This window comes from Bacillus sp. TH25, from assembly GCF_016650935.1.
Taxonomy (GTDB): domain Bacteria; phylum Bacillota; class Bacilli; order Bacillales; family Bacillaceae_G; genus Bacillus_A; species Bacillus_A mycoides.
Genome location: NZ_JAEKEU010000009.1, coordinates 1,023,103 through 1,035,503, shown reverse-complemented (window position 1 = coordinate 1,035,503; position 12,401 = coordinate 1,023,103). Strand labels below are relative to the sequence as shown.

Genomic DNA, 12,401 nt, shown 5'->3' with positions numbered 1-12,401 from the left:
AATAAACGATATGGATAAATATTGTGAAATTTGTGCTATCGGTGATTTAAGAGTAATAAAAATGACTGGTAGGTATGTATTACGAATCTTAAATAATTTAGGTAAAGGGGAGTGTTTAAAAGCTATGACCGATAATTTTAATGAAGATTCTTTAGCAAATGACGAAAGAAATGAAAGTTTACCAGAAGAGAGTCGTATGTTTGCATATTATCAACCGGTGTCTACAAATAATAAAGTATGGGATGCATCCGAAGGTGGCGGTGGGGGTTTTTTTGGCTGTGAACGTGCTGCGCTCGGTAACGCTATGTACAATTATCCTTACCACGGTGGACTAAATCAACAATTTGTTTGGTTTCAACTTGATGATGGTCGATTTGCAATTGCAAATAAACAAAATGGGCTTGTGTTACAAAAATATCAATTTACTAATCAAATAAAGGAAATAGTTAGTTTACCATGGGAAAGTAATTATGCCCAGCTTTGGAGGAAAGAAAGCACATCAGCTACTAATTTTAGATTAGTAAATGAAGCGGATGCATTAGAAGTATGTGGTGGTAATACTAGCGCACAGGCAAAAATGAGCTTTATACCTAATCGTCCTGATAATGCTCTTCTATTTAAACGTAGAGCAATTGCTCAAAATAATGTAGTACCAGCTTTACCGTCAAAGCAGCCATTACCAGCACTTCCAATTTTATCGAATCTAAATGATCCAGCCCCTCATGAAACCGCAAGAGCTATCACTGGTTCTTCACTAGTACCTTGTATTATGGTATCGGATTATATTCCTGTATCTCAAAGAATAAAAGATAGTCCCTATTATAGATTGGTCAAAAAACAATTTTGGAAACGTTTATGGCATGATACTTTTATTCCAGGTGAATATCGTGAGTTTCAAGAAACAACTGGTATGTCAAAAACACAGCAAGAAGGTATGACACAAACTACAAATATATCTTTGCAAGCTGATTTTGGATTTGCATATAAAGCCCTAACACTAGGCTTAGGAGTAAGCATTTCTAGATCAATAGAAATAAGTAGAAGTACAACGGATACAGTAATGTCTCAGTATACAGATAAACAAGGTTATACAAATCAAAATAGCTTTAAATTATCATGGGCTAAATATGCACTTGCAACTGAGTTTATTTTAATGCGTAAGGACGGTACTACAGCAGGTTCATGGGAGGCTGTTGATAAAAAAGTCACAAGATCTATTTCTTATCCACCAACTAAATCTCTATCTTGGACAAAGAGTATAGGAGACCAAGAAGATAATACTGTTTTCGAACCGACTACAATAGAATCTGATTGATTACTAGTGAAGTTTATTTTCTCCTATAATTTCACAAAAAGAAGAATCCAAAATGGGTTCTTCTTTTTATTTTAGGGTTTTTAGAAAGTATTACATATGAAGACGATAAAATGAGTTTTACAAAACTAAGAAAATGTTAAATCCATAAAAACCCGTTGTATCATGTGTATGTACTGATACAACGGGTTTTTTATATGAATATATAACTGTCTATTTTACTAATTATTAAAAAACATGAACTTAGTTTTACTTTTTAGGTCGGCTGAGTACGGAAACAATTAGAGGAATAAAGTTCCAGAGTGGCCCCTCATTCCCTGAATCGTTTCCGTACCCCTATATGTTTGTTGCTGCATATTCTAAATTTAATAATATCCTTCCAAACTCATTTCATTTTAGAAGGATATTTCCAATCTTTTTCTGTTCCTGCTTTTGGAGTAGAATTAGACGTTTTTTGAGGAAGGGTTTGTTTCTCTATCTTATCCAATCGCTCTTCTACTTTTTCTATTGCTTCTTTTGTTTCTTTCAGCTCTAATTTAATTTCCGTCAACAAACGCAATATAGCGTCTCCTTTTGTCATTTTCAAAGCCAAGCACCCCTTCATATATTCGTTCAAAAGAGTTTATATAGTTAGCATTTTACCATATCGACCTTAATACAAAAAACAAGTATTGATGTCACAAAGAAAAGACACTCTCCTTTGATATTATCCCCTTAAGGTAGACAGTGTAAAAAGACCATGAACAAACATGGATGTTACACTTCTACTTGGAGGGGATTTTATTATGGCTAAAAAAGGGTCTACATTTCAAACTTATTCAAATGAATTAAAGATACAAGCTGTAGAAAGTTTTTTAAACGGTGAGGGTAGTCAATCAGCTATAGCGAAGAAATATGGACTTAAAAGTAGAACACAATTAATAGAGTGGGTTAGGAAATATCAAGAAACAGGCGGTATTTCAGACTCACGGGGAAAAAGTAGTGGTAATAAGGGCCTCAAAAATCCCTTGAAAGGTCGTCCTCGTACGAAATTCGATAGTATGGAAGAAGAGTTGGAATACTACAAGGCACAGGTGGCGTACTTAAAAAAGCAGTATCCAAATCTGTAGGAGGTGTCCTTGCTCAAACGACGAAGTACGAGATTATTGAAGAACTACGTTCTCGATACAAAGTAATCTGGCTTGTCGTCATTGCTCAGTTAAATCGTTCTAGCTACTATAAATGGCGTTCAACACGTACGCAAAGAAAATTACGTTTTTCAAAGGATGATACACTGCGTGAACAAATTCAAGCGATTCACATAAAACACAAGGAATATGGCTATCCTCGTATGACAATTGCCTTACAAGAAGAGGGCTTTTTAGTGAATCACAAAAAAGTATGTAGACTTATGCAAGAGCTTCAAATTCAATCGATCATCCGTAAAAAGCGTCGCTTTTTTAAAGGGAAATCCTCAAAGATTTTCCCAAATGTAGTAGAACGCCAATTCCAAAATCGCAAACAAAATGAGGTATTTGTTACAGACATCACTTACTTGCCATTCAAAGATAATTTTCTCTATTTATCGGTCGTCCAAGACATTTACAATAATGAAATTGTTGCCTGGAAACTCTCACATCGCAATGATCTACAACTTGTTCTCGATACACTTGATTTAGCAACAAAAAAAAGAGATGTGTATGGAACCATCATCCACTCGGATCAAGGATTCCAATACACATCTCATGCTTATCATCGTACGCTTCAACAGCTAGGTGCCATCGGCAGCCACTCTCGCAAAGGAAACTGCCATGACAATGCTTGTATTGAATCATTCTTTTCTCATTTTAAATCTGAAATGTTTTATCTCAATTATTATCAAACAAAAGAAGAATTGATTCAAGCAATTGAAACATACATCTATCATTATAACTACAAACGATTCCAAAAACGACTCAATCATCGAGCTCCGATTGAATATCGAATCTCAATGGCTGCTTAGTCTTTTTTTAAAGCTGTCTACTTGACGGGGATAAGACCACCTTTGAGTGTCTTTTCTCCAACTTGAACCATCTTAATTCTAATAACATCCACTTCTTCTTACAATTACAAATATATCAGCAATCTTTCAAATCACATTCATTTTACCATATTTCTCTATAAAAATTTTTGAGAAATATGATATATAACTATTTTAAATTAAAATCTAGCAAAAAACGAACGTATTTTCGTAAAATAGGTTGAATATTTGGGTTGAGTAGGAATATAATAAGAACAAATGTTCTTATATTTTAGGGAGGAATCACAGTGTATGACTATTCAATCCTACCGAATAGGATCATCTTATGTGTTGATTTACGAAGTTTTTACGCTTCAGTAAGCTGCATCAAAATGGGATTAGACCCAATGCATACAAAATTGGCTGTAGTAGGTGATGTGAATAGAAATGGTTCAATCGTGCTAGCTGCAACCCCTCCATTAAAAGCATTGGGTGTAAAGAAGATGGCAAGATTATACGAGATTCCTCGTAGAAAAGACATTCTTGTGGTAAATCCAATTATGAGCACTTATATAAAATGCTCCAATTACATAACAAAATTAGCTTTGCAATACGTTCCTATTGAGGATTTTCACCAATACAGCATAGATGAATTTTTTATGGACATTACGGATAGCATCCATTTATTCGCCCCAGATCCATACGAATTCGCTATGAAATTTAAACGAGAAATATACAATCATACACGAGTTGAATGTACCATCGGAATTGCTCCTAACCCACTCATGAGTAAGATTGCTTTAGACATTGATGCTAAGAAGAACAAAGACGGGATTGCATTTTGGAAGTACGAGGATGTACCTGCAAAACTATGGAGCATACGACCGCTTAATAAATTTTGGGGCATATCCTATAAAACAGAAGAAAAGTTAAATCGAAAGGGAATACACTCTATTGGAGATTTAGCCAATTATCCCCTTAAATACTTAAAACAGAGCTTCGGCAAGATTGGAGAAGAATTACACTTACATAGCCATGGAATTGACTTTAGTCGCATTTCAGAAAAATATGTTCCTGCCACAACTTCTATTGGGAAAAGCCAAATTCTAATGCGTGACTACACAATAGAAGAATTTCCGATTATTCTACTGGAACATATTGAAGAAGTTTGCTATCGGCTTAGAAGACAAAACAAACTTGCTCAAACCGTTCATTTTTCTGTCGGTTATAGCAAGAGTTATACAGGTGGTATTAGAAAAACACATACTTTAAACCGCCCAACAAATCTAACGATGGATATTTATCATATCTGTACATACTTCTTACATCAACAATATACTGGCGAACCCATTCGCAGCATAAACATATCCTTAACAAACCTAATTCAAGAAGGGGAAGAACAAATTTCTCTTTTTGATAATGTCACGAAACGAGAACAAGAAATGAAGTTAACAAAAGTAATGGATGAAATACGCACTAAGTTTGGGAAGAACAGTATTTTACGAGGGATTTCCTACACGCATAGCGCTACAGCTAGATACCGAAACACACTAATAGGGGGCCATAAATCATGAACAACGCTAATATGCCAAAAGGAAGAGGAATGGTGAAATTCACTCCGTTCGCAGCATTAACAGCACAATTTGACGGCATACGTGAAATCATTAAGGAGAAAAACAAAGTAACTCGGCCGATCTTAACAGATGAAGAAAAAGAATTGATCGAGAACATGTTGCTATGCTCCTTATTATCTGAAGAAGAAATACTAATTACATATTATGAGGATGGTTATTTACTCTCTAGCTACATGACTGTTGTTGGTATTGACCAGCAACATAGTGCTGTCATATGTACTGATGCTTTTTATAATAAGATGACACTACAATTTTCTAATATATTGGATGTGAAATAAAATATCTCTAATAAAAAAGCCGAATCTTTAAAGGGATCGGCTTTTCCATTTCACACTATATGTGGTACTACCCCATGCCCATCAAGCTAATATTTTGAAGTGTCCCCAGAACGAAAATTTTGTGGATTTTTTAGCGCGGAAGTTCATTATTATCGTTTTTTATGTTTCTTAACTTGATAGAGGTGTGGTGAATCCCTTTTTTAGAAGTAAATACTTCTAAAACCTTGAAGTATTTGAAAATCAATTTTATCTGCTTTTGTCCTTTGAATTATAAAATCTAATCCATTTTTGGTATTGTCCGCATATTTAGGCATTGCTTCAAGAGTATCTGTCAACGGTTTGGTGAAATCGTCCCAATGTATTGGAATAACAAGCTTCGGTTGTACTTTTCGTACAGTTTGCTCGTAATACGTATTTTGGAAAGTACTTTCCTGCTTTCCTAATACCCCTATTCCTAAAAATAAGACATCAGCTCGAATATCATCTAATACCCCTTCTATATAGTTAGCACTTGGTTTAACAAGGAAAGTTTTATTATTATACGTAATCAAGTAATCATATGAAGAGTCTTCATGATAATCTAGGGCTTTAGCTGGTTGTTTAAGTGGCTTTTTTATTTTTTCTCCTTCATCAAAGGTTGGGGAATGTTTCGATGGAAGGACAGTAACAGTAAAATCACCAAACTTCATAGCCTTATTTACTTCATATACAGACATCTGGTTCTTATTTATATCACCACCAATACCTATGTTAATTGCTGATTCTGAACCATATACATGTGTTCCAGTTCGTTTAGCTATATAAGCTAAATCAAACGCATGATCATAATGTGTATGTGCAATAAATAATCCCTTAAGTTTATTATTATCAGCCCCTATTTGATTAAAAACTTTATCCACATTATCTTCATCTGTTTTTATATTGCTGAACAACATTTTTGGTAAGGATGGCCTAGAAATAAAACCATCAATCATTAATTGTGTATTTCCATCATCAAATAGTAAAGATGATGTTCCTAAAAATGTGACCTTTACCTCGCCTTGATTCAATACTTTTTGTGTTGTTTTTGGAGCATAATACGCCTTGTATTGTTGAATATCTGCTGAAGGTGTTAAAAACTTATAATAAACGAAAATAGAAACGATTATTACTAGTACTAATAATCCTATAAAAAACACCCTTAATTTTTTTCTTAATGTGTATTTCAAAATACATTCTCCTTTCTAGACAAAATATATTATTATTTGACTGTGCTAAATCCTCCTACTTGAGGTTACCACAAAGTATCTATAAAATTAAAAAAACGCCATCCTTTCCTATGATTCTACAGAAAGAATAGCGTATTTTTTCATTTTAGGGGGAATTTTGTTTTGTTAGCTTGATAGCGATGTGGCGAGACCCCTATTATGGGTTAACCCTAATCATCCATTAGTTAGCTACTGAAAACACCTCATCCCGATTGTATGATTAGGATGTATGATAATAAGTTCAAAAATAATAGAGAAAACCCCGATTTTAAGTCTGTTTGGAAATTAAAGTAAGCCTATGACTCAAAATTACATGTATCTCGGCTGTACCCCGTATTTGGGATTTTTGTCTTGAAAATGATGTGTTATTCACTCTATTTTTGTAGATTATTTATAGAGAATCTATCAGATTACGCAAAAATCAGTTCAATTGTAGTAAATAATTCCATTTAATTGAATACGATTGACGCTCGGAGATTACATGTGTAGTATGATATTAAGATAACTTTCGCACTTTCAAAGACCGAAGTAGTAGGAATAACAATCTTTTTGCCTATATCAATTTGTGACAGAGAAATAAACTTATTCAAAAAGAAGTTGACAACACAAGATTACAAGTGTAGTCTTGTGTTGTAGATTACATTTGTAATCTTAGGAAGGAGGAGACAAAATTATGAAAAATCTACCGAAGATATCAGAGGCCGAGTTAGAAGTAATGAAGGTTCTTTGGTCGAAATCACCTCAAACAGCAAATGAAGTCATTCAAGTGCTAGAAGGACAAACAGACTGGAGTCCTAAGACGATTCGAACATTACTTAACAGACTCGTAAAAAAAGAAGCCCTATCTTCTCATCAAGAGACAGGGAAAATGTATACGTATTCTCCGTTGGTATCTGAAAATGAATACTTACAAGTAGAAACAAAGTCATTTCTCAAACGATTTTATGGTGCGGCATTAAAACCGTTACTTGTTAACTTTTTACAGGAAGAAAAATTGTCCCCAGGCGAGATTGATGAACTCAAACGTATTTTGGACAATAAAACGCAGAAAGATCCTAAAGAGGGAAAATAATTATGGTATATTCAGTACTAAATGTCTATCTCCCTCGTATTTTTGATTGGTTACTCCAGACAACTATAATGGCTAGCATAGCTGTCGGGCTTATCTTATGTGTAAAAGTAGTATTAAGAAACAAATTAACACCAAGGTGGCACTATGCATTATGGTTAATTTTAGTTGTAAGATTACTCTTGCCCTGGTCACCAGATAGTTCATACAGTATCTATTCGCTACTTTCTCCTAAGTATGATGCACCTTACACTGTTAATCAGGCGGAAGTACAGGAGGAGGATTTAAATAAAGCAGATATTAATACAATTAGTTTAAAAGCATCAAATGAGACAACAAAAGGAATGAGTAGTAACCAAAGTGAAAACCAAGATACTCATCATATATCAATGTATCAGATTTGTTTATATGTTTGGCTGTTAGGTGTCTTTTGTCTCGGAATGATCACGTTGGTTGTAAATAATCGGGTGTATGCGTACATAAAAAAACAACCTATTGTGACGGATGAAAGAATTTTAACCATTTTTGAAAACTGTAAAAAGACAATGTCTATTAAACGAGATATTCCTTTATTTCTAGCTGGTAAAATTTCAAGCCCAACACTTCTTGGATTTAGGAAACCTAGGATTTTGCTATGTGAGAAACATATCCAAAAATTAGATGATAATCAGTTACGGTATATTTTCAGTCATGAGTTAGCACACTTCAAACGAAAAGATGTAGGAATCAATTGGCTCATGCACAGCTTACTCATCTTGAATTGGTTTAATCCCATCCTTTGGTATGCGTATTACGCCATGCGTGAAGATCAAGAAATGGCATGCGATGCGCTGGCTCTTACCTTTATCGGTCCGGAAGAACAAATTGAATATGGTCATACCATTATTACACTATTAGAACACTACTCAAATTATTATCAGATGCCGAGTTTAGCAAATTTAAGTAGAAATAAACGCACATTAAAAAGGAGAATTATGATGATCAAAAAATTTAATAAAAAGTCGTACCGTTTATCTGTATTAGGTTTAGTTACTGTATTGGGTGTATCCACTTTTTCTTTAGTGAATGCAAAGGCAGAAGAAAATAATCCTCAGATATTAAGTAAGGGAACTCTTAAACTTTCAGAAAAGCAAAAAAATAAAGAGCCTAAAGAAGATTCTGTGGTAATAAAAGATGGGACACTTACAACTACAGAAAAGCAAAAAAATAAAGAGCCTAAAGAAGATTCTGTGGTAATAAAAGATGGGACACTTACAACTACAGAAAAGCAAAAAAACGAAGAGTCTAAAGAAGATTCTGTGGTAATAAAAGATGGAATACTTACAACTACAGAAAAGCAAAAAACTGAAGAAAAAATCGCGAAAAAAAATCTAAAAGAAGAGAATAAAATGGGACTAAAAGTGAGTCATATTTTAGTCAAAGATGAAAAAACAGCAAAGGGAATAGAAAAAAAACTTAAAAACAACGAAGATTTTGCTGCGTTAGCAAAACAGTATTCAGAAGATATCGCCTCTAAAGACAAAGGTGGAGATCTTGGGTTACTTGAACCAGGAAAATTTGTAATAGAGATTGAAGATACAGCTTATAAATTAAAAGTAGGAGAAGTAAGTGAACCAGTAAAGTCTCCTTATGGATATCAAATTATTAAGGTGACTGGGAAAAAGAATTAAAACTATTTCGAAGTGAAAGTGGATTAAGAGAAAACTGAAAAAATAACTAAAATAATTAGCAAAAAAGAACTTGATTAAAGGGGTTAGCAATAAGAATAGGTCATAGTTTGGAATTTTTCCAAGCTATGACCTATTTAGCTTTTTATACAAGTAACTATATTTGTTCTTATATCCAGGTTAATTTGGCTGTTCTCAATATCCCACATGTACACATACAGAACCAATTCATACATGAGCTGTGATGAAAATCCGGCTCTTTTTTCATTTGTTTAAAGAATACATGAAAAAAATCAGTTCAACTAAAAAATGACCTTTCAGATTTAGTTGTATGGGGTTTTGATGCGGTTATTAATATAATAAGTCATATTTGTTATAAAAACGCATGTAAAGGGATAAAGGGGATTTATATGTGTTTTTAGGTTTTTTAGGAAAAATAAAAAGGGTAGCCATTATTTACGACTTAACCCTTTGTCTATGATCTGACGAATTGCTTCGTTTCGATTCTTCAGCTTATTTTCATGCCAATAATTTTCTATTTGTTCTACTTGTTCTTTTGTAAAAGTAACTAAAATTTGAGTGTACTTGTCTTTATTAACAGCCATATAACAACCTCCTCTATAAAAAATATTATAAGTTATATAACTTATATTGACAACCAGAAAAATGAGTAATAGAATAGTTATATAAGTTATATAACTTTATTGAGGAGGTTATTACATGGAACGGAAAGTTAAAAAGATGATGGCTGATCTTCAATTTATTATGAATCATGGTCAAATAAGTGTAGATTTTATGGATCTAGGATATAAAAGAATGCTTTTTAGTGCATTAGAAGCTACGGGAAAACAGTTCAATGTGCATACCAATGAACATAATGAAACAACCTTGTTCTTAGAGCTAGTTTAGTAAATTTACGCAATGAGGAGCTGTTAATGATGGAGCAGTTAACTATTTTTGACGTAATGGATGAAACTAAAAATAAGCTTTATGAGGTATTAGAGAAAAATGAATTAAATTATAAGATTCAAAAGTACTATTTATATTCGAATTATGAAGGGGCTGTTCAATATTACTATATAAGAACAACTGATAATACAATTATTGATTTGTGTCTCTCTGATTTTCCAGAAATCTTCGCTGTCCATGAAGGATTTAGCGATAAACAAATTAGAAAGATTTACAACTGGAACTTATAAGCTATATAAATAACAAATTTAATTATTGGAGGAATGAAAAATGAAAATTGTTGTATCTGAGTGGAAAGCATTGAAAAAAGAGACAAAGTTAAAGCTATTGCGCTATGCGATGTTAGAAAGTAAGTATAAGTATGCAAAATAAAAGCTCTTCATTTGCAAAAGCAAACAAAGAGCAAAAGTCTGAGTGACTGTCGAGGAAAGAAATTAGCAGATTTCTTTCCTCTATATTTTAACATATAAAGAGTTGTAGAGAAAAGGGGCGTGTAGAATGGGAGAAGGTCGTATTTCCTTTCAGCAAGGGTTTAAAGAATTTCTTATTATGATTGTCTGTTTTTGGTTTATTATGTTTCTCATGTATGGTGAAAGCCTGTTACAATAGAATGGAGTCGAAAGTCTAAATACCCTTAGGTAGCTCTCATAGGTGTACGATCTATGGGGGCTTTTTTAACAAGGGGATATAAAATTTCACGTACCGTAATGTTTAATAAGAAAACAAACTACATAATCAATAGTCTACATTTAATTTTTGTACCTAATTAATCCGCTTAATGGGGTACAGCCGAGATACATGTAATTTTGAGTCATAGGCTTACTTTAATTTCCAAACAGACTTAAAATCGGGGTTTTCTCTATTATTTTTGAACTTATTATCATACATCCTAATCATACAATCGGGATGAGGTGTTTTCAGTTCTTATTATACAATCCTTGTAACATCAGTGGTTGTAGCCTTAGCGTACAGAATTTGCGATTGGTGCTATCCCATAATGAAAAAATCCTTAATATTTAAGGCTTTAAGAAATCACTTCGCTATCAACTCAAAGGCCTACTGTTATAGAAATATATTAGGCTTTTATATACTACTTATTAACCGATTCATCAGTTTTATTATAAACATATTTGGCTTCTCCAAAAAGACCATCTGTGTCCCATTCTCCACCATAATACGCATGCTTCCTAGGTGAACCATTGTCTCGTATACTTGGATATAATTTTAGTTTATAGTCATAAACTGAAACCATAAAAAGATAAATATATCCCCCCGATTAAAAGTGCCGCAGCAACGATTAATATTATTACTCCATCCGGACTATTAAGAATTTCTTTTATATGTTTTTTTGCTATTTGCTTAGTTTCTCCACTTGAAAAGAGATAAACAATGGAATGGAGAATTAGTAAGAAAAATGCCGTAATTAACTCTATCATGGCTTATGTACCTCCTAATATATGTACCTTTAATTAAACAATAATTACCTTATACATTATATCAGCTAGGGTACATGGAGGTATAACAAATTATTTGTATAATTTATTTTATTAATCGATATGTTAAAAAAAGACACTGAATAATTCTTTAGCGTACAAGATTCGCGTTATGTTGGAGGGACCCCTAATAGACAAATTACTTAATAAAAATAGACGAAACTATATTTATAAGCTCCATAAATTCCACCTGGAAATAAAAGTAAGCCTATGACCTATTTTTACACGTATCTCGGTCGAACCCCCTTAATGGATTCGGTCTTGTCTGTTTTGGATACTATTTTGTGTGAAATGGAGATATTATTTTTATTTTGGATAGATTTCTTGCGAAATATGTACCTAGAGCCGTATTTCAATTTAAATGTGATACGATAGTTGTATATATGCATTTAGATGGTAAAAGGGGATGAGTGTTGTTGAAAAACCATATAAAAGTAAATGGAAAACTCCTTCAGACAAATAAAAAGTGGTCACATCTCCGGCAAAAACAAAAAGATCATATTTCTAATTGGTTACGTAGGGAATACATACAATTTGTAAGAACGCATCATCGAAAGCCTAAAAAATACGAGCATGATGAGATTCTTCATGAAGTGATGAATCAAATACAGGAACGTGAAATTTGGATTCCGTATGGTGAAGTGAAAAAATACTATGTAAGTAAAATAGGAAAATGGTTTAGAAAAATAGAAGGTGAATGGGAAAGACAAATAGACAACAATGAACGGCTGGAAGTATTAAAAGAAAAGTAGAT

13 protein-coding genes are annotated in these 12,401 nt (G+C 33.2%); 9 read left to right on the top strand and 4 right to left on the bottom strand.

Annotated features, from left to right (window positions below):
- Positions 1–61: 61 nt before the first annotated feature.
- Entirely contained in the window at positions 62–1,315 is a 1,254-nt protein-coding gene (locus JFT89_RS09705) for an RICIN domain-containing protein (protein WP_201039853.1), read from the top strand.
- A gap of 382 nt (positions 1,316–1,697) precedes the next feature.
- On the opposite strand, the gene JFT89_RS09700 is transcribed toward JFT89_RS09705, so the two are convergent.
- Entirely contained in the window at positions 1,698–1,892 is a 195-nt protein-coding gene (locus tag JFT89_RS09700) for a hypothetical protein (RefSeq protein WP_033710306.1), read from the bottom strand.
- A gap of 205 nt (positions 1,893–2,097) precedes the next feature.
- Here JFT89_RS09700 and JFT89_RS09695 point away from each other — a divergent pair.
- From JFT89_RS09695 to JFT89_RS09685, 3 genes are all read left to right on the top strand, one after another.
- Positions 2,098–3,293, top strand: a protein-coding gene (locus tag JFT89_RS09695; RefSeq protein ID WP_374191829.1) for an IS3 family transposase whose coding sequence is annotated in 2 segments (ribosomal slippage) — positions 2,098–2,395 and positions 2,395–3,293 — 1,197 coding nt in all. Because the reading frame shifts where the segments join, the coding sequence is not laid out codon by codon here.
- 305 nt (positions 3,294–3,598) lie between these two features.
- Positions 3,599–4,864, top strand: coding sequence for a Y-family DNA polymerase (locus JFT89_RS09690; protein ID WP_201039852.1), 1,266 nt, complete (start codon positions 3,599–3,601; stop codon positions 4,862–4,864).
- Entirely contained in the window at positions 4,861–5,202 is a 342-nt protein-coding gene (locus JFT89_RS09685; protein ID WP_201039851.1) for a YolD-like family protein, read from the top strand. Before JFT89_RS09690 ends, JFT89_RS09685 begins: the two co-directional genes overlap by 4 nt.
- Before the next feature lie 200 nt (positions 5,203–5,402).
- Here the strand turns inward: JFT89_RS09685 and JFT89_RS09680 are convergent, their stop codons facing one another.
- Positions 5,403–6,410, bottom strand: coding sequence for an MBL fold metallo-hydrolase (locus JFT89_RS09680; protein WP_201039850.1), 1,008 nt, complete (start codon positions 6,408–6,410; stop codon positions 5,403–5,405).
- Between the two features lie 709 nt (positions 6,411–7,119).
- Between JFT89_RS09680 and JFT89_RS09675 the strand changes: the two genes are divergently transcribed.
- Together JFT89_RS09675 and JFT89_RS09670 are read left to right on the top strand one after the other, a co-directional pair.
- Entirely contained in the window at positions 7,120–7,521 is a 402-nt protein-coding gene (locus JFT89_RS09675) for a BlaI/MecI/CopY family transcriptional regulator (RefSeq protein ID WP_374191842.1), read from the top strand.
- Between the two features lie 2 nt (positions 7,522–7,523).
- The gene (locus tag JFT89_RS09670) at positions 7,524–9,188 is read left to right on the top strand and encodes a M56 family metallopeptidase (protein ID WP_201039848.1); all 1,665 of its coding nucleotides are present in this window, start codon (positions 7,524–7,526) and stop codon (positions 9,186–9,188) included.
- Between the two features lie 449 nt (positions 9,189–9,637).
- On the opposite strand, the gene JFT89_RS09665 is transcribed toward JFT89_RS09670, so the two are convergent.
- Positions 9,638–9,790 carry a ribbon-helix-helix domain-containing protein gene (locus tag JFT89_RS09665; RefSeq protein WP_016090832.1) on the bottom strand — a complete coding sequence of 51 codons (153 nt, stop codon included), beginning with the start codon at positions 9,788–9,790 and terminating at the stop codon, positions 9,638–9,640.
- A gap of 115 nt (positions 9,791–9,905) precedes the next feature.
- Here JFT89_RS09665 and JFT89_RS09660 point away from each other — a divergent pair, with 115 nt between their 5' ends.
- Together JFT89_RS09660 and JFT89_RS09655 are read left to right on the top strand one after the other, a co-directional pair.
- Positions 9,906–10,094, top strand: coding sequence for a hypothetical protein (locus JFT89_RS09660; protein WP_002090003.1), 189 nt, complete (start codon positions 9,906–9,908; stop codon positions 10,092–10,094).
- 26 nt (positions 10,095–10,120) lie between these two features.
- Positions 10,121–10,384, top strand: coding sequence for a hypothetical protein (locus tag JFT89_RS09655; protein WP_201039847.1), 264 nt, complete (start codon positions 10,121–10,123; stop codon positions 10,382–10,384).
- Between the two features lie 1,005 nt (positions 10,385–11,389).
- Here JFT89_RS09655 and JFT89_RS09650 read toward each other — a convergent pair.
- The gene (locus JFT89_RS09650) at positions 11,390–11,590 is read right to left on the bottom strand and encodes a hypothetical protein (RefSeq protein WP_002016954.1); all 201 of its coding nucleotides are present in this window, start codon (positions 11,588–11,590) and stop codon (positions 11,390–11,392) included.
- Between the two features lie 473 nt (positions 11,591–12,063).
- Here JFT89_RS09650 and JFT89_RS09645 point away from each other — a divergent pair, with 473 nt between their 5' ends.
- Positions 12,064–12,399: a transposase gene (locus tag JFT89_RS09645; protein ID WP_201039846.1), complete on the top strand. Its 336-nt coding sequence runs from the start codon at positions 12,064–12,066 to the stop codon at positions 12,397–12,399.
- Positions 12,400–12,401: the final 2 nt, after the last annotated feature.

Bases quoted from the DNA above. Each gene is read 5' to 3' on its own strand.
- JFT89_RS09705 (WP_201039853.1), top strand. From the start codon at position 62: ATGACTGGTAGGTATGTATTACGAATCTTAAATAATTTAGGTAAAGGG.
- JFT89_RS09700 (WP_033710306.1), bottom strand. From the start codon at position 1,892: ATGACAAAAGGAGACGCTATATTGCGTTTGTTGACGGAAATTAAATTA.
- JFT89_RS09685 (WP_201039851.1), top strand. From the start codon at position 4,861: ATGAACAACGCTAATATGCCAAAAGGAAGAGGAATGGTGAAATTCACT.
- JFT89_RS09670 (WP_201039848.1), top strand. From the start codon at position 7,524: ATGGTATATTCAGTACTAAATGTCTATCTCCCTCGTATTTTTGATTGG.
- JFT89_RS09665 (WP_016090832.1), bottom strand. From the start codon at position 9,790: ATGGCTGTTAATAAAGACAAGTACACTCAAATTTTAGTTACTTTTACA.
- JFT89_RS09660 (WP_002090003.1), top strand. From the start codon at position 9,906: ATGGAACGGAAAGTTAAAAAGATGATGGCTGATCTTCAATTTATTATG.
- JFT89_RS09655 (WP_201039847.1), top strand. From the start codon at position 10,121: ATGATGGAGCAGTTAACTATTTTTGACGTAATGGATGAAACTAAAAAT.
- JFT89_RS09650 (WP_002016954.1), bottom strand. From the start codon at position 11,590: ATGATAGAGTTAATTACGGCATTTTTCTTACTAATTCTCCATTCCATT.